The 23,205-nt window shown below is 65.5% G+C and carries 18 protein-coding genes; 5 read left to right on the top strand and 13 right to left on the bottom strand.

Going from position 1 to position 23,205, the window contains the following annotated elements:
* Nucleotides 1–218 precede the first annotated feature (218 nt).
* Both ACFVTE_RS07390 and ACFVTE_RS07385 read left to right on the top strand, forming a co-directional pair.
* The gene (locus ACFVTE_RS07390; protein ID WP_387098702.1) at nt 219–1,460 is read left to right on the top strand and encodes an NAD(P)/FAD-dependent oxidoreductase; all 1,242 of its coding nucleotides are present in this window, start codon (nt 219–221) and stop codon (nt 1,458–1,460) included.
* Nucleotides 1,461–1,514: 54 nt separating this feature from the next.
* On the top strand, nt 1,515–2,738 hold the full coding sequence (locus ACFVTE_RS07385) for an aromatic ring-hydroxylating dioxygenase subunit alpha (protein ID WP_387098700.1): 1,224 nt from the start codon (nt 1,515–1,517) through the stop codon (nt 2,736–2,738).
* Nucleotides 2,739–2,799: 61 nt separating this feature from the next.
* On the opposite strand, the gene ACFVTE_RS07380 is transcribed toward ACFVTE_RS07385, so the two are convergent.
* The 7 genes from ACFVTE_RS07380 to purU all read right to left on the bottom strand — a co-directional run bounded on the left by ACFVTE_RS07380 (nt 2,800) and on the right by purU (nt 12,767).
* Entirely contained in the window at nt 2,800–3,606 is an 807-nt protein-coding gene (locus ACFVTE_RS07380; protein WP_387098698.1) for an IclR family transcriptional regulator, read from the bottom strand.
* Nucleotides 3,607–3,727: 121 nt separating this feature from the next.
* The gene (locus tag ACFVTE_RS07375) at nt 3,728–5,005 is read right to left on the bottom strand and encodes a molybdopterin molybdotransferase MoeA (protein ID WP_387098696.1); all 1,278 of its coding nucleotides are present in this window, start codon (nt 5,003–5,005) and stop codon (nt 3,728–3,730) included.
* A 159-nt stretch (nt 5,006–5,164) separates the two neighbouring features.
* Nucleotides 5,165–7,531: an FdhF/YdeP family oxidoreductase gene (locus tag ACFVTE_RS07370; protein WP_387098694.1), complete on the bottom strand. Its 2,367-nt coding sequence runs from the start codon at nt 7,529–7,531 to the stop codon at nt 5,165–5,167.
* Nucleotides 7,532–7,689: 158 nt separating this feature from the next.
* Nucleotides 7,690–8,568, bottom strand: a complete 879-nt coding sequence (locus ACFVTE_RS07365) for a bifunctional 5,10-methylenetetrahydrofolate dehydrogenase/5,10-methenyltetrahydrofolate cyclohydrolase (RefSeq protein WP_387098692.1) — start codon at nt 8,566–8,568, stop codon at nt 7,690–7,692.
* Nucleotides 8,565–9,191, bottom strand: a complete 627-nt coding sequence (locus ACFVTE_RS07360; protein WP_387098690.1) for a cyclodeaminase/cyclohydrolase family protein — start codon at nt 9,189–9,191, stop codon at nt 8,565–8,567. The genes ACFVTE_RS07365 and ACFVTE_RS07360 overlap by 4 nt, the downstream gene beginning before the upstream one ends.
* A gap of 111 nt (nt 9,192–9,302) precedes the next feature.
* On the bottom strand, nt 9,303–11,795 hold the full coding sequence (locus ACFVTE_RS07355; RefSeq protein WP_387098688.1) for an FAD-dependent oxidoreductase: 2,493 nt from the start codon (nt 11,793–11,795) through the stop codon (nt 9,303–9,305).
* 57 nt (nt 11,796–11,852) lie between these two features.
* Complete coding sequence (purU, locus tag ACFVTE_RS07350; RefSeq protein ID WP_387098686.1) at nt 11,853–12,767, bottom strand: formyltetrahydrofolate deformylase; 915 nt, start codon at nt 12,765–12,767, stop codon at nt 11,853–11,855.
* A gap of 113 nt (nt 12,768–12,880) precedes the next feature.
* Between purU and ACFVTE_RS07345 the strand changes: the two genes are divergently transcribed.
* Nucleotides 12,881–13,561 carry a GntR family transcriptional regulator gene (locus tag ACFVTE_RS07345; RefSeq protein ID WP_387098684.1) on the top strand — a complete coding sequence of 227 codons (681 nt, stop codon included), beginning with the start codon at nt 12,881–12,883 and terminating at the stop codon, nt 13,559–13,561.
* Nucleotides 13,562–13,654: 93 nt separating this feature from the next.
* On the opposite strand, the gene ACFVTE_RS07340 is transcribed toward ACFVTE_RS07345, so the two are convergent.
* The 3 genes from ACFVTE_RS07340 to ACFVTE_RS07330 form a co-directional block, all read right to left on the bottom strand.
* Nucleotides 13,655–15,100 carry an MFS transporter gene (locus ACFVTE_RS07340; RefSeq protein WP_387098682.1) on the bottom strand — a complete coding sequence of 482 codons (1,446 nt, stop codon included), beginning with the start codon at nt 15,098–15,100 and terminating at the stop codon, nt 13,655–13,657.
* Nucleotides 15,101–15,424: 324 nt separating this feature from the next.
* Nucleotides 15,425–16,045: an MBL fold metallo-hydrolase gene (locus tag ACFVTE_RS07335; RefSeq protein ID WP_387098680.1), complete on the bottom strand. Its 621-nt coding sequence runs from the start codon at nt 16,043–16,045 to the stop codon at nt 15,425–15,427.
* Nucleotides 16,042–17,190 (bottom strand): S-(hydroxymethyl)mycothiol dehydrogenase, encoded by a 1,149-nt coding sequence (locus tag ACFVTE_RS07330; RefSeq protein WP_387098678.1) that lies wholly within the window; start codon nt 17,188–17,190, stop codon nt 16,042–16,044. The genes ACFVTE_RS07335 and ACFVTE_RS07330 overlap by 4 nt, the downstream gene beginning before the upstream one ends.
* Nucleotides 17,191–17,370: 180 nt before the next feature.
* Between ACFVTE_RS07330 and ACFVTE_RS07325 the strand changes: the two genes are divergently transcribed.
* The gene (locus tag ACFVTE_RS07325) at nt 17,371–17,703 is read left to right on the top strand and encodes a DUF6457 domain-containing protein (RefSeq protein WP_387098676.1); all 333 of its coding nucleotides are present in this window, start codon (nt 17,371–17,373) and stop codon (nt 17,701–17,703) included.
* Between the two features lie 131 nt (nt 17,704–17,834).
* Here ACFVTE_RS07325 and ACFVTE_RS07320 read toward each other — a convergent pair whose 3' ends face one another.
* Complete coding sequence (locus ACFVTE_RS07320; protein WP_387098674.1) at nt 17,835–19,733, bottom strand: BCCT family transporter; 1,899 nt, start codon at nt 19,731–19,733, stop codon at nt 17,835–17,837.
* A 708-nt stretch (nt 19,734–20,441) separates the two neighbouring features.
* Between ACFVTE_RS07320 and ACFVTE_RS07315 the strand changes: the two genes are divergently transcribed.
* The gene (locus tag ACFVTE_RS07315; protein ID WP_387098672.1) at nt 20,442–21,707 is read left to right on the top strand and encodes a macrolide family glycosyltransferase; all 1,266 of its coding nucleotides are present in this window, start codon (nt 20,442–20,444) and stop codon (nt 21,705–21,707) included.
* Here the strand turns inward: ACFVTE_RS07315 and ACFVTE_RS07310 are convergent.
* Both ACFVTE_RS07310 and ACFVTE_RS07305 read right to left on the bottom strand, forming a co-directional pair.
* On the bottom strand, nt 21,692–22,507 hold the full coding sequence (locus ACFVTE_RS07310; RefSeq protein WP_387098670.1) for an IclR family transcriptional regulator: 816 nt from the start codon (nt 22,505–22,507) through the stop codon (nt 21,692–21,694). The genes ACFVTE_RS07315 and ACFVTE_RS07310 overlap by 16 nt on opposite strands.
* Before the next feature lie 96 nt (nt 22,508–22,603).
* On the bottom strand, nt 22,604–23,176 hold the full coding sequence (locus ACFVTE_RS07305) for a GNAT family N-acetyltransferase (protein WP_387098668.1): 573 nt from the start codon (nt 23,174–23,176) through the stop codon (nt 22,604–22,606).
* Between the last annotated feature and the right edge of the window lie 29 nt (nt 23,177–23,205).

Here is a 23,205-nt window from a genome sequence, read left to right as displayed (position 1 = left end):
TATGGATCCTGCCGGCAGTCTGTTCCGTATAGTTCAACAGCCGTCGTAATATGCAACAGCGTGCTTTCGATCACACTGTTTTGTCAAGGGGTGGGGGTCCGATTACGCGGCCGCCCTTTAATGCGTCGCCAACCCCTTGACAGTCACCGTGGCTTGGATCACGCTGTTGCATATAGCGATTGTTGTTGCGCTAAAAGCAATAGAAAGAGGGTGAAGAAATGCAGACACTTGCGATCGTGGGTGCCTCGCTGGCCGGCCTTTCCGCCGCGCGGGCAGCCCGCGCCCAAGGCTTCACCGGACGCCTCGTCATCATCGGCGATGAAGAGCACCGTCCGTATGACAGGCCGCCACTCTCCAAGGACTTCCTGCTCGGCTCCATTACGGCCGAGGACCTGTCCCTGGAATCCGAAACTGACGACCTCGACGCCGAATGGCTGCTGGGTACGCGTGCCGTGTCCCTGGATGCTGAATCGAAAATCATCGGTCTGGCCAACGGCCAGGTTGTCCAGGCCGACGGTATCGTCATCGCCACCGGCGCACGGGCCCGCCAGCTGCCGGCCCTCGCAGGCCTGAGCAACGTCTTCTCCCTGCGTACCCTCGACGACGCGCAAAGTTTGGCACCGGAACTGGTGCCGGGAAGCAAGATGGCCGTCATCGGGGCCGGCTTCGTCGGCGCCGAGGTTGCCTCCTCCGCTGCGTCACGCGGTATGGACGTCACCCTGGTCGACACCAAACCGGTGCCCTTTGCGGCCCAGCTGGGCATGGAGCTGGGCTCGGTGGTGGGCGGCCTGCACACCGCCAAGGGCGTCCGTCTCATCTCGTCGGCCGTCATTGAGGACTTCTACGCAGGCGAAGGAAACGTGACCGGGCTCCGGCTGGCCGACGGAACCTATGTTGCTGCGGATGTTGTGGTGGTGGGGATCGGTGCGGAGCCGAATGTTGAGTGGCTTGCCGGTTCGGGGGTGGAGGTCGACGGCGGGGTGTTGTGTGATGCGATGGGGCGCACCAGTGTTCCGGGCATCGTTGCCGTGGGTGATTGTGCTGCCTGGTTCGACGCCGCGGTTGACAGGCACCGCCGGGTGGAGCACTGGACGGGTGCCCTGGAGCGGGCGGCGCTGGCGGTGCAGGCCCTGCTGGACAGTAACGCCGAGGCGCAGCCGTTGAAGCCGCCGTATTTCTGGTCGGACCAGCACGGGGTGAAAATCCAGTTTGCCGGCCACTCCGCAGGCTACGACCGCCTCGACGTCGAAGCCGGGGACGCTGCCGAGCACAGCCTGCTGGCCGTGTACTACCGGGAAGACGTTCCCGTCGCCGTTTTGGGCATGAACCAGCCGCGGCTGTTCACCAAGTGGCGGAGGAGCCTGCTGACGTCGGCACCCAAGCCGGCAGCCGCCGTCGTACCCGCAGTCTCCGCCCCGGCGGGCGAACCCGCCCTGGCCGGTGCAACCGCGGGGCCCTAGCCCCCCGGCCCTTCTGCATTTTTAGGTTTTTTGTGTTTTTGATAGGAGAGCAAATTGTCTGTTGAGGTATCTACGCCGAGCCTGATCCCGACGTTGGGCGGTCATCTGTACACGGATCCGGCGATTTTCCGGGCGGAGCAGGAGCGTATTTTTGAGCAGATGTGGTTCTGCGCGATCCGGTCCTCGGATCTGGATAAGCCGGGGGCTTGGCAGACGGTGCAGGTGGGCCGAGAATCGGTGTTGATCTCGCGGACCCGCAAGGGTGAGATCCGGGCGTTCTACAACGTGTGCCGGCACCGTGGTGTGAAGTTGTGCATGGAGGAAAAGGGCGAAGCGGCCCGGAACTTCCAGTGCCCGTACCACGCCTGGACGTATGACTTTGAGGGCAAGCTGATCGCGGCGCCGAACCTGACCAAGATGCCGGACATCGACCGGGACGAGTACGGACTGTCCAAGGTCCACATCCGCGAGTACCTGGGCTACGTGTGGGTGTGCCTGGCCGAGGAGCCGCCGTCCTTCGAGGAAGAAGTGATGGGTGCGATCGAGGAACGCCTGGGCAATGTGCACGCCATCGACGGGTATGACGTGGCGAACCTGTCCGTGGGCCGCCGGATCCGGTATGACGTGAAGGCGAACTGGAAGCTGATCATTGAGAACTTCATGGAGTGCTACCACTGCGCCACGATCCACCCGGAACTGACCGAGGTCCTGCCGGAGTTCGCCGACGGCCTGGCCGCGCAGTATTTTGTGGGCCACGGGGCGGAGTTCGGTGCGGACATCAAGGGCTTCACCGTGGACGGGTCCGAGGGCCTGGACGTGATCCCGGGCGTGGCCGAGGACCAGGACCGCCGGTATTACGCGATCACGATCAAGCCGACCGTGTTCGTGAACCTGGTCCCGGACCATGTGATCATCCACCGGATGTTCCCGATGTCCGCGGACCACACGATCGTTGAATGTGACTGGCTGTACCTGCCCTCCGTTGTGGAGTCCGGCAAGGACGTGTCGGCGTCGGTGGAGCTGTTCCACCGGGTGAACATGCAGGACTTCGACGCGTGCGAGCGCTGCCAGCCGGGCATGGCCTCCAAGTCCTACGCCAAGGGCGGCGTGCTGGTCCCGTCCGAGCACCACATCGGTGCGTTCCACGACTGGGTCCAGGAAAAGGTCGGCGACGTCCCGGTCACCGGCGAAGCCCTGCTCGGCCTCACCGCGGACACCCCGCCACTGGAGGAACGAGCCGAAACCCTCCAGCGCAAAGAAACCACCCCCGCAACCTAAAACGCGCCGCTGGTTGAGCCTGTCGAATCAAGGTTTCGGCAGGCTCAACCAGCGTGAGGGGTCATCTGTGCGTGTAACCCATCTTTGCGCTGATGGTGAGGCCTGCCTCCTGGAGGCCCTGGATCAGGCCGGGCGTATTTTCCGGATCGAAGCGGAAGGCCGGGCCGGAGATGCTGACAGCCCCGACGACCGTCCCGAAGTGGTTATAGACGGGCACCGCAACCGCGGTCAGCCCGATCTCGAATTCCTCGTGCACAACGGCATAGCCGTCGCGGGAAACGTCCAGGAGCTGGGTTTCCAGGGTGTCCCGGTCCGTGATGGTGCGTGGGGTGCGGGCCGGAAGGCCCACCTTGTCCAGGATCCGGGAGCGTTCCTCAACCGGCAGCGCTGCCAGCAGAACCTTGCCACTGGAGGTGGCGTGAAGGGGCGTAAGGCTGCCCACCCAGTCGGACGTTGCCAGCGTTGACGGGCCCATGGCCTGGTCCACGTTCACAGCGTAATTGGACCGCAGGACGGCAAGGTTGACGGTTTCCTTGTACCGGTCTGCGAGGCCCTCCAGGATGGGGCGTGCCTCCTGGACCAGGCTCAGCCGGCCGGGAATGGAGCTGGCCAGCCGCAGGATGCCAAAGCCCAGCTGGTACTTGCCGCGGTCGTTGTTCTGCCGGACGATCTCCCTGGCCACCAGCGAGCCGAGGAGCCGCGAGACGGTGGACTTGTGGACGCCCATTTCGTCGGCGATTTCGCTCACGCCGGCGTGTCCGTCCCGGGCGAGGATCTCCAGGATCTGCATGGCGCGGTCCACCGACTGGACGCCTCCGCCCTGGGCGTCCGGGTCCCTGCCAGTCCCTGATTCGTCTTTTGCAGCCATCAATGGTGCTCCCATGTTGTCGCCGTGACCAGCGGTCAGGCACTGCACCATCACGCTTACTTCACACGTTTGATCCTAGACCGAGGCGGACAACCGGGCGTCATTTTCGTGAACACAACGTTTATATCCCGGACAGCGGCGGCCGCAGCTCCGGGCGCCAGGGGAGCGCAAATGCCGGAACCGGCTCACCCAGCTGAACGCCGCGTGACGGGACGGCCATGACGCCGTCGGCGCTGGCCAGTCCGCGCATCATTCCGGGCCCCGTGTAGTGGACGGGAGCCGCCAAATCCTTGACCCAGCGGAACGGCATGAGCCGTGTGGACGCACGGTGGGCGTCGATGGTTGTGCCGCACGGCACCCGGCTGATGCCGGGCAGCGGCTGGTGGCCGAGCGCGGCCAGCAGCGGGCCGCCAACGGTGAAGAGGGCCATGAGGGCGGCGAGCGGATTGCCGGGAAGTCCGACGACGAACCGGCCGTTGGGCAGTTTGCCCAAGGCGGCGGGATGGCCGGGCCGCATGGCGATGCCGTCGACGAGGAGCCGCCCGCCGAGCGCCGTCACGGCATCCCGGAGGTGGTCTGCGCCTGAACGGCCCGTGCCGCCGGTTGTCACAATGACGTCGGGCCATTGCCCCATCGGCGCCTCGGCGGCACCCAGGGCCGTGAGCCATTCCTCATAGGAGTCACCGATCCGCACCAGCGGTCCCGGAACACCGCCAAGCAGCTGGATGACGGTGCTGAGCTGGGGGCCGAAGGCATCCCGGACCTGTCCCGGTGCCGGGGTGCTGGCCGTGACCACCTCTGAACCGGTCACCAGCATTTTCACCAGCGGCTTGCCGCGGACCGTCAGCTGGTCGAACCCGGCGACGGCGGCAAGCGCGATGTGCGCAGGGTTCAGGGTTGTCCCGGCGGGGATCAGCACCTCGCCTGCGGCCGCTTCCTCGCCCGACTTGCGGATGTGCTGGCCCGGGCGGGGTTCCCCGGGCGATGCCGCCTCGCCCACCAGCAATGAGGCCCGGCCGTCTGCATCCGTTGCAACGCGTCCGCTCTCAACGCGGAGCACCGCCTGGGTGCCCGGAGGGATAACGCCGCCGGTGACCACGGGGCTGGCCTCTCCGCTGCGGAGCGGGGCTCCCGGTTCCGTCAGCGTCCAAGGGCCACCGCCACTGACTGTCCAGCCGTCCATGGCGGACGAGGCGTAGTGGGGCATCTCCTGAAGTGCGACGACGTCGCTCGCCAGGGTTCTGCCGTTCGCCTCCCCGAGCGGTACATGTTCGGGTCCGAGGGGGCTGGCGGAGTCAAAGGCCAGACTGCGGGCGTCTGCCCAGGTGTGCTCACCGTGGGCGGCGTGGCCACGGGCCGCGCCCTGGCTTTTGGCGGTTCGAAGGGCTGGAGCTGTCACGGGTTGTTCCCTCGTTGGATGGTTGGCAGGTTTCGTTTCCCGAAAGCGGTGCTCCGGCGCTTACCTCCCCAGGTATTTCAGGCCTCCGAAACACCGTTTACGGGAAACGAAACTGCTCCATGTCGCGCCGTGATATTCCAAATATATCGTAAAGATATATCAGTACGGAAGGGTTGCAAGCACCTGGTTTTCCTCTGCCCTGGCCCCCGCTGGTTCCAGCCGCACGACGACGGACTTGGACGTCGGGGTTCCGCTGGTGTCGGCCACGGAATCCAGCGGAACCAGCACGTTGGTCTCCGGGTAATAGGCGGCGGCGCACCCCTTCGGCGTCGAGTAGCTGACGATGCGGAAGTTCCCGGCACGGCGTTCTGTGCCCCGGAACTCCGAAACCAGGTCCACCAGGTCGCCGTCGGCATAACCCAGCTCGGCAATGTCCGCCTCGTTGACCAGCACCACACGCCGGCCGCCGTGGATTCCGCGGTAGCGGTCATCCTTGCCGTAAATGGTGGTGTTGTACTGGTCGTGTGAACGCAGGGTCTGCAGGATCAGCCGGCCGGACGGGACCCGGATGTACTCCAGGGCGTTAGACGTGAAGTGTGCCTTGCCGGACGTGGTCTTGAATTCCCTGTTGTCCCGTGGCGGGTGCGGCAGCACGAAACCGCCGGGGTGCTGGATTCTCTCCTCGAAATTCTCGAAGCCATCGATGACCGCCTCGATGTGCTTCCTGATCAGGGAGTAGTCGTCCCGGAGCGCGGGCCAGTCGGCCACCGGCGTGTTGGGGCATGGGTGGCCGTCCGCGCCGGTGAACACCTTGTGCGCGAGGTTGCAGACGATGGCCACCTCGGACATCAGGTGCTCGCTGGCAGGCCTGAGCCGGCCGCGGGATGCATGGACGGCGCTCATGGAATCCTCCACGGTGACCCTCTGGTCGCCGGAACGCTGGGCATCCCGCTCGGTGCGGCCCAGCGTGGGAAGAATCAGGGCGCGCTTTCCCGTCGAGAGGTGGGAGTGGTTCAGTTTTGTCGAGATCTGCACGGTCAGCCGGGTGTTGGCGAGGGCCTTCTCCGTGGCCTCCGAGTCCGGAGCCGCCCGCACGAAGTTCCCGCCCATGCCCACGAACAGCCTGACCTTGCCGTCACGCATCGCGCGGATGGCGGCGACGGTGTCGTAGCCGTGCGCCCGGGGAGAGCGGAACTGGAATTCCTGGTCCAGCCGGTCGTGGAAGCCCTCGGGCATCCGTTCGAAGATGCCCATGGTCCGGTCGCCCTGGACGTTGGAGTGTCCGCGGACCGGGCAGACTCCCGCTCCGGGCTTGCCGATATTGCCCTGCAGCAGCAGGACATTGACCACGTCGCGAAGGGTGGGCACCGAGTGCTTGTGCTGGGTCAGGCCCATCGCCCAGCAGACGATGGTGGAGCCCGAGGCCAGGAGCCGTTCACCGGTGGCGTCGATCTGCTCTCGGCTCAGGCCGGTCGCCTCGACGATGTCGTCCCACTGCACCTGTTCCAGCTGAGCAAGGTAGGACTCGACGCCCGAGGTGTGGTTCCTGATGAAGTCGTGGTCGAAGACCGTGGACAGGCCTGGCGTGTTCCTGCCTGCCCGTTCCGCGTCCAGCAGGTATTTCCCGAGGCCCTGGAACAGTGCCTGGTCGCCGCCGGCCCTGATCTGCAGGAAGTCGTCCGTCAGCTCCGTTCCCACGAATGTTCCCGAGATGGTCTGCGGGTTTTCGAAGTGCAGGAGCCCTGCCTCGGGGAGCGGGTTGACGGACACGATGGCGGCGCCGTTTTTCTTGGCCTTTTCCAGGGCGCTGAGCATGCGCGGGTGGTTCGTGCCCGGGTTCTGGCCCGCCACGAAGATGAGGGACGCTGTTTCCAGGTCCTTGAGGCTGACAGATCCCTTGCCGATGCCAATGGTCTCCACCAGTGCGGACCCGGACGACTCATGGCACATGTTCGAGCAGTCCGGAAGGTTGTTCGTGCCCACGCCGCGGACCAGCAGCTGGTACACGAACGCCGCCTCGTTGGAGGTCCTGCCGGAGGTGTAGAAGACGCTCTGGTCAGGATCGTCCATATCCCTGAGCTCTTGGGCGATCAGTTCCAGGGCATCGTCCCAGTCAATGGGCCGGTAGTGGGTTGCGCCCTCGTCCAGGACCATCGGGTGGGTCAGTCGTCCCTGCTGCCCCAGCCAGTAGTCATCGCGGGTCTTCAGCTCGGCGACGGAATGGCTGGCGAAAAAGTCCGGGCTGACGCGGCGGCGGGTGGCCTCCTCGGCCACCGCCTTTGCGCCGTTCTCGCAGAACTCCGCGGCATTGCGTTTTTCGTGTTCTGGCCAGGCGCAGCCCATGCAGTCGAAGCCGTCGATCTGGTTGACGGCCATCAGGGTCTGGACGCTGCGCAGCGGACCCATCTGCTCCAGCGATATCTTCAGGGCGTTGGCCACCGCGGGAATGCCGACCGCCTTGGTTTTGGGTTTGCTGACGGTCAGTTTTGACTCGTCGATGTTGTGGCGGGGGGCTTTGGAGGCCATGGGCTTTTCCTTCAGATCAGTGCAGGGCAGTGAGGCGTGCGTTGCCTAGGGAATTTTCGACGGTGACGATGTCGCCGTCCTCGCGGAAGAACATTCGGTGGCCACGACCTTCGTGCCGGCGGACTCAACCGCGGTGCTGCGCGCCATCAGTGCCCCGGTTACCGCGTCAGGACAGGCGTCGGGGCTGCGCGGAGCTGTTCGCGGGCAGCTTCGGCAGTGTGGAGGAGCAGCAGCGCGGTGGTGACCGAGCCCACGCCGCCGGGGACAGGCGTCAGCGCGGCAGCGACCGGACGGACGCTGGCTTCGTCGACGTCGCCCGCGAGCGAGCCGTCGGCGAGCACGTTCGTTCCCACGTCGATGACCACTGAATGTTCCGAAACATCCGTCCCGGTGAGCAGTCCGGTGCGGCCCGCGGCGACCACCACGATGTCGGCCGCCTTCGTGTATTTTCCGAGCGGTCCGGACTTCGAGTGGCAGACGGTGGTAGTCGCGTCCTTCTGCAGCAGCAAAAGGGACAGCGGCTTGCCGACCACTGTGGAACGGCCTACCACCACCACGCTGCGGCCGGCCACCGGAATGTCGAAGTGGTCCAGGATTTCCACCACGGCGCGTGCCGTGGCCGGGGCGAAGGCCCGTTCCCCGACGGCGAGGAGTCCGAGGCTCAGCGGGTTGGCGCCGTCGATGTCCTTTTCCGGTGCGATGTACCTGACCAGTTCCTGGGTTCTGACGCCTGCAGGCAGCGGAGTCTGCAGGATGATGCCGTGGACTGCAGGGTCCGCGCTGAGGTCCTTCAGTACGGCGACCAGCACCTGTTCGGTGGCGTCGTGGCCGACGTCGATGATCCTGCATCCGATGCCGGCGATTCCCGCGGCGCGCTCGATGGAGCGCACGTACCAGTGCGTGGAGCTGTCCTCCGTCGCAACCACGACCGCGAGGGTTGGGCGGGTGCCATCCTCGGCCAGTGCCTTGGACTGGGCGGTAGCCTGCTGCTGGATCAGTTGGGCGAGGGGCTTTCCGGAGAGCAGGGTAGCCGTCATCGGAGGATCCTTTCGCGTACCTGGCGTGAGAGTGAGTCAGCGGCCAGAACAACTTTTTCTTCAAGCCCGTCGGTTTGCTCCGCCAGCGCGGCGCGGGCGTCGGCGTCCTTGATGGCCACGACGTTGATGTCGATGTTGACGCGGGCCGTGGTGGCGGCCGCCCTGGCGGCGTCGGCTGCGGCGGCAATGTCGCTGATGACGTTCGGGTTGGCGATATCCAGAAGCTCGGCGGCGAGCTCCACGACGGCGCCCGACAGCCTGATCAGCCGGGCCGGCGGCTGGGCGGCCTGGCCCAGCGCGTCGTCGATGGCGGCTGCGCGTGCCTTCCCCTCAGTCTCGCTGGCGGCGGGCAGCTTGTAGGAAGCGATAACGGCTTTGAAGGCTGCTTCGTCGGCGTCGGCGAGCCCCAGCGCCTCGCCGATGAGCTGGTCGGCGGCGGCGATGATTCTGGAGGTGGTCTCTGCGTGCTGCTCATATTTACCGCCGGTGCTGAACCGTGCCACCATCGCCACGAGGGCGGCACCCTGCGCCGCGTGCAGCGCCGCGGCCGCGCCGCCACCCGGTGTCGGCTTCCGCGAGGCAAGCCTGCCGAGGTAGTCATTAATTGTTTCTGAACCGATCATTTGTCCATTCCTGGGCTGGTTGGGGCTGGAGCGGAAGGGGGCTGCACGCAGCCCGGCCCCCGTTGCGAGGATGGGCCGGGCTGCGTGCCCCCAGGGGGCCCTGCGGGCTGCTTAGCCGCGGAGCCTGGTCATTTTCGGGTCGTACAGCGGCTCCTCTGAAACAGTGGCCGTGATGCGCCGTCCGAAGTATTCGATCTCGACCGAATCGCCCACCGAAACGGTGGCCGGGAGGTAGGCGTAGGCGATCGGCTTGGCCACGGTGTAGCCGTAGGCGGCGCTGGTCACGTAGCCCACGGCGTGTTCCTTGTAGAACACGGGTTCCTTGCCGAGGACGATGGACCGGCCGTCGTCGACCGTCAGGCACCGCAGCCGGCGGGCCGAGCCCTCTTCGGTCCGGCCTTCGAGGGCGGCCTTGCCGATGAAGCTCTCCTTGGCCATCTTGACGGCGAAGCCGAGGCCGGCTTCGAAGGGGTCGTGCTCGGTGGTCATGTCCGTGCCCCAGGAGCGGTAGCCCTTTTCCAGGCGCAGCGAGCTGAATGCTGCGCGTCCGGCGGCGATGACGCCGAGGGGCTGTCCTGCCTGCCAGAGCGCGTCCCAGAGCCTTTGTCCGTTGTCCGCAGACGTGTAGAGCTCCCAGCCGAGTTCGCCGACGTAGGACAGGCGCATGGCCGTGACCGGGATGCCGCCGATGACGACGTTCTTGGACCGGAAGTACTTCAGGCCGTCGTTGGTGAAGTCATCGTCGCTGACCTTGCCGACCAGGTCGCGGGCCAGCGGACCCCAGAGGCCGATGCAGCAGGTGCCGCCGGTGGTGTCGCGGACCTGGACCCAGTCGGAGGCGGAGCCGCTTTGGGTCTGGTGCCGGGCTGCCCTGGTGAAGTAGGCGGTGTCGATGTTGCCGTTGGCGCCGAGCTGGAACGTGTCCTCGCTCAGGCGCGCGACGGTGATGTCGCTGCGGACGCCGCCGGCGTGGTCGAGCAGGAGGGTGTAGGTGACCGCGCCGGGCTTCTTGTCCAGGTCCGCGGTCGTGAGCTCCTGCAGCAGTTTCAGGGCGCCGGGGCCGGACACTTCCAGGCGCTTGAGCGGGGTCATGTCGTACATGGCGACGGCGGTGCGCGTCTTCCACGCTTCGGCGGCGGCGATGGGGGAGCTGAACATGTTGGACCAGGCGTCCCGGGCCGGGGGCAGCCATTCGGCCGGCATCTCCTTCAGGAGCGGGGCGTTGGCTTCGAACCAGTACGGCCGTTCCCAGCCGCCGGACTCCAGGAAGAAGGCCCCGAGTTCCTTGTGCCGGGCGTGGAACGGGCTGACCCGCAGGTTGCGCGGGGAGAGCTTGGGCTGGAGCGGGTGCAGGACGTCGTAAATCTCCACGAAGTTCTGCTGCGAGGTTTCGCTGACATATTCGGGGGTGAGCTGGACTTCCTCGAAGCGGTTGATGTCGCACTCGCCGAGGTCGGTTTCGGACTTGCCCGTGGTCAGCAGTTCGGCCATCGCCTTGGCAACGCCTGCGGAGTGTGTCACCCAGACGGCCTCCGCGACGTAGAAGCCGTCGAGTTCCCTGGACTCGCCAAGGAGGGGTCCGCCGTCGGGGGTGAAGGAGAAGATGCCGTTGAAGCCATCCTCGATTTCGCTTTCGGCCAGGCCGGGGAGGATCTGCTTGGAGGCCTCCCACGCGGGCAAAAAGTCCTCGAGGGTGAAGTCGAGGCGGGAGGGCATGTTGTGCTCGCTGACAGACTCGGGGGCGTAGGTTCCCAGCGTGTCGAGGTCCACGGGCATGGGGCGGTGGGCGTAGGAGCCGATGCCGTAGCGTTCGCCGTGTTCGCGGTAGTAGAGGTCCTGGTCCTGGTGGCGCAGGATCGGCAGGGTGGCCCCGTTCGGAAGTTCATTGCGGCCGCTCAACGCGGGAACCGCCGTCGTCTTCACGTACTGGTGGGCCAGCGGAAGCAGGGGAACGGCCATGCCGATCATGGCGCCGATCTTGGCACCCCAGAAGCCGGCGCAGGAGATGACGATGTCCGCCGGAATGACGCCCTCGGACGTCTCGACGCCGGTGACCCGCCGTCCGGACTGCTCAATGCCCGTCACGGTGGTGGAGCCGAGGTACTTCACGCCCGCGGCCTCGGTGCGCTTGATCAGCAGCTGCACGGCACGTGCGGCGCTGGCCAGGCCATCGCTGGGAACGTGGAGGCCGCCCAAGATGTTCTCATCGTTCAGGAGCGGGTACAGCTCCTTGCACTCGGCCGACGAGAGGATCCGTCCTTCGATGCCCCAGGAGGCTGCGTAGCCAAGCTTGCGCTTGAGGTCCGCCAGCCGGGTTTCGGTGGTGGCCACCTCCAGGCCGCCCACCTGGTTGAAGCAGCTCACGCCGTCCTCCGTCAGCGACAGCAGCTTCTCCACCGTGTACTTGGCAAACGATGCCATGGTCTTGGACGGGTTGGTCTGGAAGACCAGGCCCGGGGCGTGGGAGGTGGAGCCCCCGGGCATGTTCAAGGGCCCCTGGTCCAGGACCGTGATGTTGTTCCAGCCCCGGGCGACCAGTTCGTCGGCCAGGTTAGTGCCGACGATGCCGGCGCCGATGATGACAATACGTGGCGTGGATGCCATGTGGTTTCTCCTGCGGATCTAAGTATTGGGCTGCTGTGCGGCCTGTGCGGGGCTGCTTTAGCGGAAGACGATGGTGCTGGCCTGGTCGATCAGCACGCGGTGCTCGCAGTGCCAGCGCACAGCGCGGGACAACGCCAGGGCCTCTGCGTCCTGCCCGACCGTGGAGAGCGTGGTGGGTCCGTAGCTGTGGTCGACGCGGATGACTTCCTGCTCGATGATCGGGCCCTCGTCGAGGTCGGCGGTGACGTAGTGGGCGGTTGCGCCCACGAGCTTGACGCCGCGGTCGTAGGCCTGGTGGTAGGGGCGTGCGCCCTTGAACCCCGGCAGGAACGAATGGTGGATGTTGATGGCCCTGCCCTCGAGGGACCGGCACAGGTCATCGGAGAGCACCTGCATGTACCTGGCCAGGACCACGAGGTCGATGTTGTACTCATCCACCAACTCGAGCAGGCGCCGCTCGGCATCCTGCTTGGTTTCCGGAGTCACGGGAATGTGGACGAACGGAAGGCCGGCGGCCTCGGCCATGGCCCGGTGCGTTTCGTGGTTGGAAACCACCAGTGCCAGGTCGCCGCCGAGGCTGCCGCCGCGCCAGCGGAAAATCAGGTCGTTGAGGCAGTGCCCGAACTTGGACACCATGACCAGAACACGCTGCTTGGTCTCATCGTGGACGCTGAACTTCATCTCGAAGCGCTCCGCGATGGGGCGGAACTCCTCTTCGAGAGCCTGCAGATCGTAATCCGTGGCACCCGAGAAAGCCGTGCGCAGGTGCAGCGTCTGGCGGAGGCCGTCGTCGAACTGCTGGTGCTCTTCAATGTTGAATCCGCGCTCAAACAGGAACGTGGTCACTGCCTGGACGATGCCGGCACGCTCGACACACGACAGTGTGAGCACGAACTTGCCGGTTTTGGTTTCTTCAGAGGCTTCTGGCTGCGCGGCCGGCCTGGTGTTTGTGGCTGTGTCCACAACGGTCATGTCGCATCCTTTAGATATATGGTTGATCACCGTATTGATATATCAGGGGTGATGGCCAGCGTATACTGGTGTGCGGATGAGGTCAATAGGTGGCCCATCGGAGAGGCGGAACGGTGGCGTTTGAAGCTTTGGCGGTAACGGAGGCCGGAGGTTCGAGGTCCCTGGCCGATGTGGCCTATGAACGGATCCGCGACAGCCTGCTGACCCTCGAGATCCGGCCCGGTGATCCGCTTTACGACGAAGGGATTGCCAAGGAGCTCGGCGTGGGGCGCACCCCGGTCAGGGAAGCGCTGAAACGGCTTGAGGTGGACCGGCTGGTGGTGACTTATCCGCGGCGCGGCACCTTCGCAACGCGCGTGGAGGTGACAGACCTCGCATTCATCTCCGAGATCCGTGCCCAGCTGGAGCCCCTCGCGGCCTCCCGCGCTGCACGGGTGGCCTCTGCGGCCGCCCGTGACCGCCTGCGCCTCATCGTGGAGGAAGTGGAGGCCTTCGACGTGGAGAGGGCGTCTGTGGTGGAGACCCTCCGCCTGGACGCCCGGGTGCACCAGGGGATCTACGCCGCAGCGGCGAACCCGCACCTGGAGGACGCGCTGATCCGCTATGACAACCTGGCGACCCGCATCTGGTGCATGGTGCTGGACCGGCTGCCGAACCTTTCCAGGCATGTGTACGAGCACGTAACCCTGCTGGAAGCGGTGATAGCCGGCGACGAGGCCCGGGCGGCAGAGCTGGCCCGCGAACACGTTGACGGCTTTGAGAAGGCCGTGCGGACGGCCCTGTTCGCAGCCTGAGGTTGTCGACGGCGGGACGTTCCCGCCGTCGACATCGCTAAAGATGTGTCCCCGTCGCTCCTGCGACGGGGACACATCTGTGCCGGGGTGCGGCTACCGCCACCCGTCCTGGGCGGCGATCAGTTCGTGTGCCTCCGCGTCGGTGTCCACGCTGGGCATGGAGCCCGGCAGCGGGCGGCCTGCGGACTCACGAAGGAAATAGATGGCGATCGCCCCGATGACCGACGTCGCCATCAGGTAATACGCGGGGGCCATGTCGTCCCCGGTGGCCTGGATCAGGCCCTGGACCAGGAACGGCGTTGTCCCGCCGAAGATCGCCACGGAGAAGTTATAGGCGATGCCCATGCTGCTGTAGCGGGATGACGTGGGGAACAGCGCCGGAAGTGCCGACGCGAGGTTGGCCACGTAAAACGTCACCGGGAAGGCAACCAGGGACAGCCCCGCCAGGGTGGACCACACGCTCCCGATGCCGATCAGCATGAACGCGGGGACCGCAAACAGGACGGTGCTTCCCGCACCGATCCACAGCACCGGACGCCGCCCGATGCGGTCCGAAAGCTTGCCGGTGAGCGGAATGCACAGCGACATCACCACGAGCACCGGAATGGTCAGCAGTGTGCCGTGGAGGGGATCGTAACCCTTGGACTCGGTCAGGTAGGTGGGCATGTACGACGTCAGGGCGTAGCCGACGGTGTTGGCGGCCCCGGCGAGGATCATGGCCAGCACGATCTGGCGCCAGTGGCTTTTCAGCAGGCGCACCGGGCCGCCGACGTTCTGCGCGCCTGCCTCCTGTGCGGCTGTCTCTGCGCCAAGGGCGGCCTGGAACTGGGGGGATTCCTCGATCTTGTTCCGGAAGTAGATGGCGATCAGGCCCAGTGGCCCGGCCACCAGGAAGGGCAGCCGCCAGCCCCAGTCCTCCATGGCGGCCTCGCCAAGGGTGACCTGCAGGACCGAGACGGTGGCGGCGCCCAGGGCAAAGCCGATGTAGGAGCCCATGTCCAGGAAGCTGGCGAAGAAGCCGCGCCGCTTGTCGGGGGCATATTCACAGACGAACGTGGTGGCGCCGGCGTACTCGCCGCCGGTGGAGAAGCCCTGCACGAGCTTCAGGAGGACCAGCAGCGCGGCCGCCCAGACGCCGATTTGGGCGTAGCCGGGCAGGAGGCCGACGGTGAACGTGCTGGCCGCCATCAGCATGAGGGTCGCGGCGAGCACCTTCTGCCGCCCCACCTTGTCGCCAAGCCAGCCGAAGACAACGCCCCCGATAGGACGTGCAATGAACGTCGCCGCGAAGGTGCCGAGCAGGAACAGGGTCTGGACCGTCCTGTCCGCCTCTGGCAGGAACACCGGACCCATGGTGGTGATCAGGTAGCCGAACACGCCGACGTCGTACCACTCCATGGTGTTGCCCACGATGGTGCCGCCCAGGGCCTTCTTAAGCATCCGTTGGTCCACGACATTGACGTTGGACACCGTGAGCCGGCGGGAGTGCGGTCTGTCTTGACTGCTCTGATTGGTTGTGACATCACCTTTAACCGTCATAAAGGGTTCCTTACTGAGTATTGGCGGGGCTTGCAGGCACGGGTTGCGCCCTGCCCCGCGGACAGATTCGGCGGGCCCTCGGATTCCAGGGCCAGCGAGGCGCCGTCCGGGACCATGACTTTCTACGTGGGACCGCGCGTGGGATCCTCTCGTGTTCCGTAGTAATCAACATGATTCGGTTTATGCAACAGAGTGCGTCAGCTCACAGTCCATTGTCAAGAACATGACACGGGGGAGGAGAGGCCCTTAAATGGCACAGCGAACGGCCCCAGCACTGTCTGGCGGGGCCGTCCGCTGCCTGCCGGGGTTTACCCGGCCACCTGTTTATTGGGTGGCTTTGGCGAGGGTTTCGCGTTCGGCGGTGATGGTGGTGTTCTCGCCGTGTCCGGTCCTGACGATGGTGTCCGCTGGCAGGGTGAGGAGCCGTTCGCGGATGGAGGTCAGGATGGTGGGGTAGTCGCTGTAGGAGCGGCCGGTGGCGCCGGGTCCGCCGTTGAACAGGGTGTCGCCGGTGAACACGGTCCCCTCGGTGTCGAGGTGGAAGCAGGTGGACCCGGGTGAGTGGCCCGGGGTGTGGATCGCCTTGAGCGTGGCGCCGGCGACCTGGAACTCGTCCCCGTCGCTGATGGCCCGGTCCGGGGTGGTGCCGGGGTAGACCTGTTCCCAGAGGACCTGGTCCTCCGGGTTCAGCCAGATCGGGGCACCGACGGTGTCGGCGAGTTCGCGGGCGGCGCCGATGTGGTCGTTGTGCGCGTGGGTGAGCAGGACCGCGAGGACCTTCCGGCCGGCCACGGCGTTGATGATCGCGGTGGCGTCGTGCGGGGAATCAATGACCACGCACTCCTCATCGTTGCCCACGATCCAGACGTTGTTGTCCACATCCCAGGTCCCGCCGTCCAGCGAGAACGTCCCCGAGGTGACCAGGTTCTCGATCCTGACACTCATGCGGAGGCTCCCCGGGCTGCGGCGGACCGGGCTGCGGTCTGCCGGGTGTTGGTGGCGGGCTGGATTTCGACGACGGAGCGCAGGACCTTGCCTTCGTGCATTTTGTCGAACGCTTCCTCGACCTGGTCGATCGTGATCCGTTCGGACACGAACGCGTCCAGGTCCAGGTTCCCCTGCTTGTAGTGGGAGACAAGCATCGGGAAGTCCCGGGAGGGCAGGCAGTCCCCGTACCAGGAGGACTTCAGCGACCCGCCCCGCCCGAACACATCCAGCAACGGCAACTCCAGCACCATCTCCGGGGTCGGGACACCGACCAGGACCACCCGGCCGGCCAGGTCGCGGGCGTAGAACGCCTGCTTATAGGTTTCCGGGCGTCCCACGGCCTCGATCACCACGTCCGCGCCGTTCCCGCCCGTCAGTTCCCGGATCGCCTCGACCGGGTCAGCGGTGCGCGAGTTCACCCCGTGCGTCGCGCCCAAAGACTTGGCCATCTCGATCTTGTTCTCATCAATGTCCACGGCAATGATCGTCGTCGCGCCGGCGAGCTTCGCCCCGGCGATCGCCGCGATCCCGACCCCGCCGCAGCCGATCACGGCCACCGACTCGCCGCGCCTGACCTCACCGGTGTTGATCGCCGCCCCGATCCCCGCCATCACACCACAGCCCAGCAAACCCACGGCGGCCGGGTCCGCGTCCTCATCAACCTTGGTGCACTGCCCCGCAGCGACCAGCGTCTTCTCCGCGAACGCCCCGATCCCCAGCGCCGGAGACAGCACGGTCCCGTCCTCCAGCGTCATCTTCTGCGTCGCGTTGGCCGTGTTGAAACAATACTGCGGCTGGCCCTTCGCACACGCCCGGCACTGCCCGCACACCGCACGCCAGTTCAGGATCACCCGATCCCCCGGAGCCACCTCCGTCACACCCGCACCCACCGCGGACACAACACCGGTCGCCTCATGGCCCAGCAAATACGGGAACTCATCCCCAATACCACCCAGCTTGTAATGCAGATCCGTATGGCACACCCCGCACGTCAGAACATCAACCAAAGCCTCCCCCGGACCCGGATCCGGCACCAGAACCGTCTCCACCGACACCGGAGCATCCTTCGCCCTGACAACAACTGCCTTCACTCTATGAACCATGAGGTCACATTCCTTTCGGGTTTTCTGCGGCTAACACAGTCCACCCAGACGCGCGGCGCTGATATGCCTTTGATATTTGTGAGCTAGATAACTGATATATAAGCGATCGTATGTGCCGGACCTTGCTGCGTCAACGCGGTCGGCGCAAGCTGAACGAAGTGTTCTGTGGAAGGAGAGATCATGGCAGTCAACGATGAAATGCAGATCCTGGGTGAGTGGTATGAGCAGCTGGCGAGGGCGTTGGAGATCCCCGATTTCGACGTCGATCAGGAACTGCTGCTGGATCTGGCACGGAAATCCGCGGATCAGGTCATCCACGCCGCGGCTCCGGTGACGGCCTTCCTGGTGGGTTACGCGGCGGGCCAGAAGGCAGGGAAAAACAACACGGGTTCTGCAGGGGCCAGGGAAGCGACCGCCCGGGCCGCAGGCATCGCGTTCCGGCTGTGCGAGGACCGGGCCGGGAGTCCGGACGGCAAGGACGCCGGGCGCGGCGGCCCGGCCGGAGCGGGGTAGGGGCTCAACGCAGGAGCGGCCGGATCCCGGCGGCTTGTGCCACCCGGATCCGGCCGCCCTGTCTCATTGCGGCACTGTGCTCATTGCGGCTCTATGCTCATTGCCGCTCTGGACCTGGTGCCGCCCTGTGCTTAGTGCCGCTTGTCCCCGTGAGCATCGAGCTCACTGTTGGCGCACCGTTCATCACACTCGTGCTTGGTCACCAGGTCAAACTGGACCCCGCCGTGCTGTGTGACGCCGCTGCGGATGGACCGCTCGACGACGGAGGTCACCAGGCGTCTGCGGAGCGACAGCGGGTCCCGGCGCAGATCCCTTGTCAGGGCAAAGCACATCAGGAACATCACGACGACGAACGGCAGCGCCGACACGATGGTGATCCGTTGCAGTCCGGCCAGCGCCTCGGCAGGCTTGTCGCCGCCGGCGAGGAGCATTACTGCCGCCACTGCACCAGTGAGGGCGCCCCAGAAGATAACGACTCCGCGGCGTGGTTCCTCGGCACCGTTGGAGCTGAGTGATCCCATCACGATGGAGGCCGCATCGGCGCCGGTCACGAAGAAGATGGCCACCAGGACCATCGCCAGGACGGCGACCGCGCCCGCAATGGCGTTAGGCAGCGGCAGGTGGTGCAGCAGGTCGAACAGGGCGCCGTCGAAGGATATCGAGGGAGCCCCGTCGACGATCTTGGCCAGGCCATCACTGGTGTCGGGGGTGGCGTCTGCCTTGGACTGGATGTTGATGGCTGCTCCGCCGAAGATGCCGAACCAGATCACGCTGACGATGCTGGGGACCAGCAGGACGCCGGTGACGAACTGGCGGATGGTGCGGCCGCGGCTGATGCGGGCGATGAACAGGCCGACGAAGGGAGTCCAGGAGACCCACCATGCCCAGTAGAAAATGGTCCAGCCGGACATCCACGTGCGGAGGGCGTCGTCGCCGACGGCCTCGGTCCGGGATGCCATCTCAGCCAGGTCCCGTGCGTAATCGCCGACGGCTGCCGGGATCAGGTTCAGGATGAAGAGCGTTGGCCCGGCCACGAACACGATGACGGCCAGGACTGCAGCCAGGACCATGTTGATGTTGGACAGCCACTGGATGCCGCGGCTGATCCCGGAGACGGCCGAGGCCACGAAGCAGGCTGTAAGCACGGCAACGATGACCACCAGCACGGGAGTGGCAAGCTGGCCGCTGATCCAGCCGTTGGACGCCATGCCGCTGCCGATCTGAAGTGCACCGAGGCCCAGCGATGCGGCGGTGCCGAAGAGGGTGGCGAAGATGGCCAGCATGTTGATGACCTTGCCGATGGGACCTTCCACGCGCCGGATGCCGAACAGCGACGTGAAGACGGTGGAAATGAGCTGCTTCCTGCCGAGGCGGTAGGTTCCGTAGGCCATCGCAACGCCCACGACCGCGTACATGGCCCAGGGGTGCAGGGTCCAGTGGAAGATCGAGGTTGCCATCGCCGTCTGGACGGCCGCAGGAGTCTGGCCGTCAACGGTGCCCGGCGGCGGGGAGATGTAGTGGTAGAGCGGCTCGGCCACGCCGTAGAACATCAGGCCAATGCCCATGCCTGCCGCGAACATCATCGAGACCCAGGACACCATGGAGTATTCGGGCTTTTCCGCGTCTTTCCCCAACGGAATGTTCCCGAAGCGGCTGACGGCCAGCCACAGCACGTAGACCACGAACAGCGAAGAAAGGGCAACAAACAGCCAGCCGGTGTTCTCCATGACCCAGTCAAGGACCACCTGGGAGGTGGCGGCCAGGTGGTCCTTGCCGGCAAAGCCCCAGATTACAAAGGCCACCGTGAGCAGTCCGGCGACGCCGAAAACTACCTTGTCGAGTCCTCCCTTCCGGAACAGCTGGCTGCTGCGCCGGGCTTCTTCGTGTTCTGATTCGGTTTCCCGCAGGGCCTGAAGGATTTCCAGGTCTTCCTGGGGAGTTTCAGATTCTTGTTCCAAGGCCGGCTCCACCCCCGGGGCCCGACCGTCTTCACTGCTTTCATCGATAGTGACGTCACTATTGATTGTCATGAGGGGTTTCCTTAATTGAATAAGTGGGACTGCCCAGCCATGGCGGTCCGGGTTGCAACCCGGCGCCAGGTTCGGCGCGTCCTCGGAGTCGATAGCCAGGACGGTCGCCGTCGACGGTCCTGACTTCGTGAAAGCGGACCGGCAGTTTCGCCGGGAGCACACGCTGTGCTCAGTCGTTCCGCAGTAATCAACACACTTCGCCTTCAGCAACAGAGTGCGTCAGCTCACACCTGTTGTCAAGGACTTTTTATTTGCCGCGTCACTTCTTGACACGTGAAATGAGATGCATCACTGTGTTGCTTATCGCGATTATTGTTGCGCATGAAGCAATGAGAAGGAAGTTCTTACTATGCAGACCCTTGCGATCGTGGGTGCCTCGCTGGCTGGCCTTTCGGCAGCCCGGGCAGCCGTGTCTGTGTCGAGAGCGGTCGCCCCGCCTCCCAGAATCCACTCGGCGTTCAGCCCGTCGTCGTCGGTCTCGAGGAAGAGGTCTTCGGCCGTAATGGTACCCAGCAGGAAATCCTTGGACAGGGGCGGCCTGTCATAGTGCCGGTGATGCTCATAGCCAATGATGTCCAGCCGTCCCGGGAAGCCTTGATCGCGACTAAACCTGGACCGCTGATTGAGCTCGCCCGAATCCGGGCGGGCTCAATCAGTTTTTAGGCGCGTACGATGATCCTGTCGCTGCCCGGCGAAGGAGTATCAGTCATGCATTTCGCCTTTGTTTGCCTTCCCGCCACGGGCCACGTGAACCCGACGCTGCCGGTGGTCGCGGAGCTGGTCAGAAGGGGCCACCGCGTCACGTATGCCACCTCGGCCAAGTACGCGGCCGCCGTCGAATCTGCCGGGGCAGTCTTTTTCGAGAACGGCGAGGACCTGTCGTCGCAGTTTCCACGGTTCGGCGCCACTGCTCCCGGCAGCACCGCCCGGGACGACGCCGGCGGATCGCCGCGGGCGGGCATGCTCGCGGGGCTGGGGTCCGGAATGATGTCGGGGCTGCTGGAGCGGCTGCTGGAGAGGGCACGGGAAGAATTCCCCGCTTTGTTGTCCCGGCTCGCCGCGGACCAGCCGGACGCGGTCTGCTACGACGCCATGACCCTGGCCGGGAAGATGGCCGCGATGAAGCTGGATCTGCCGGATATCGCGCTGCTGCCGACCTATGCCACCAATGAACATTTCTCGATACGGGAGCTGATGCCCTCCCGTGCACCTGCGGAAATGCTGGCGGCGTGGAAGCAGGCCCGCGAGCTCATCGAGAATTTCGCCAGGGAGCAGGGATTGGCCGGTTTCAACTTCATGGAAGGACCGCCGGCGTCGCTGAACATCTGCTTCATCCCGCGGGAATTCCAGCCCGCAGGGGACACCTTCGACGACCGGTTCCACTTCGTGGGGCCCAGTCTTGGCCTGAGGGGCAACGAAGAGGAATGGCAGCCCCGCGTCAGGGACGCGCCGTTGCTGTTCATCTCGCTGGGGACCACGCCGTTGAACGACCGGCCGGATTTCTTCCGCATGTGCCTGGAGGCATTCGCGGGCACTGAATGGGAGGTGGCCATGGCCATCGGTGACCGTCTGGAGCTGTCCGAAGTCGGGCAAATCCCGCCCAACGTGGAGGTCCGGCCCCTCTTTCCGCAGCTGGATGTCCTGCGGCATGCCGATGTGTTCCTCTCCCACACGGGGATGAACTCGACCATGGAGGCGCTGTATCTGGGCGTCCCCCTCGTGGCGTTTCCGCTGCAGCCGGAGCAGGAAGCCAACGCCCGCCGCGTCGAGGACCTGGGGCTGGGACGCCGCCTTCCCGCCGAAGGCCTTACCCCGGATTCGATTCGCAACATCGTCACAGAGGTCAGCCAGGACCAGGAGATCCGGAGCAACATTGCGGGGATGAGCCAGCGCGTCCGCAACTCCGGCGGAGCAACGGCGGCCGCCGACGCCATGGAGCAATATGTGAGTGGGCTGGCTCAGCGCCGCGTGTAGCCCATGTTGGCGCTGATCCGCAGGCCTGCCTGGCCCAGGCCCTCTACGAGGCCCGGTACCTTCTCCGGGTCGAAGCGGAAGGCCGGCCCGGAGATGCTGACCGCGCCGATTACCGTTCCCAGATGGTTGTAGACCGGCACCGCCATGGAGTTCAGCCCTATTTCGAACTCCTCGAGGGTCACCGCGTAGCCGTCGCGCGCAGCGTCGATCAGCTGCTTTTCAAGTTTGTCGCGCTTGGTAATGGTCCGCGGTGTCCGGGCCGGCAGCCCTGTCTCCTTGAGGATGCGCTCACGTTCATCCGCGGCCAGCGCCGCCAGCAGGACCTTTCCGCTCGACGTCGCGTGCAGGGGAGTCAGGCTTCCTACCCAGTCGAATGTGGCGAGGGTTGATGGCCCCATGGCCTGGTCCACGTTGACGGCATAGTTGGAGCGGAGAACGGCGAGGTTAACGGTTTCCTTGAATTCCTCGGCCAGGTTCTCGAGTACCGGGCGCGCCTCGCGGACCAGGCTCAGCCGGCCGGGGATGGAACTTGCCAGGCGAAGGATGCCAAATCCCAGCTGGTACTTGCCCCGTTCGCTGTTCTGGTGGACCATCTCCCTGCCAACGAGGGAACCGAGCAGCCTGGACACCGTGGACTTGTGGATGCCCATTTCCTCGGCGATTTCGCTCACGCCTGCGTGGCCGTCGCGGGCCAGGATCTCCAGGACGGCAAGCGCCCGGTCGACGGACTGGACGCCGCCCTGCTGGCCGCCGTCGCCCTCGGCGTCGGCATCGGGTTCCAGGACATTGTTCGAAGCCATGTCCCGATCCTATGCCGGGAAATGTGACGGAGCCGACATCGCGTCAAGCCGGGTAACGCCGTCGGGCATCAGCGAGGCTGGCGCAGATCAGTTCAATCAGCGCAGGTCAAGGCGCATCAGCACGCGCGGGAAGCCGTTGAGGACGGAGTCGGTGTCCGCGGCCTTGGTGAAGCCTGCCGCCTCGAAGAGCTTGCGGGTGCCCACGTAGGCCATGGTGAGGTCCACCTTCTGGCCCTGGTTGTCCACCGGATAACCCTCGATGGCTGGTGCACCGTAGGAGCGGGCAAAGTCGACGGCGCCCTGCAGCAGCCGGTGGGAGATCCCCTTGCCGCGGTGCCCCGGCCGGACCCGGATGCACCACACGGACCAGACGTCCAGATCGTCCACGTGGGGGATGCGGCGGTTGCGGGCGAAGGTGGTATCGGCGCGCGGGTGGACACCTGCCCACCCAACTGCTTCGCCGCCGTCGTACGCCAGAACGCCGGGCGGCGGATCCTCCGACAGCAGTTCCTGGACGAGCTCCCCGCGCGCTGTTCCCCGCAGCTCCACGTTCTGTTTGGAGGGGATGCGGTAGCTCAGGCACCAGCACACCGTCGCGTCGGGCCGCTTGGGCCCAACCACCGCTTTCACGTCCTCAAACTGCGTCGCTGGCCGAACTTCGATCGCCATGCGGCCACCCTGCCACTGGCCTCAGGCAG

Source organism: Arthrobacter sp. NPDC058097 (assembly GCF_042884885.1).
Classification (GTDB): domain Bacteria; phylum Actinomycetota; class Actinomycetes; order Actinomycetales; family Micrococcaceae; genus Arthrobacter.
The sequence above is the reverse complement of the archived record's forward strand: the minus strand, read 5'-3'. Positions and strand labels throughout refer to the sequence as shown.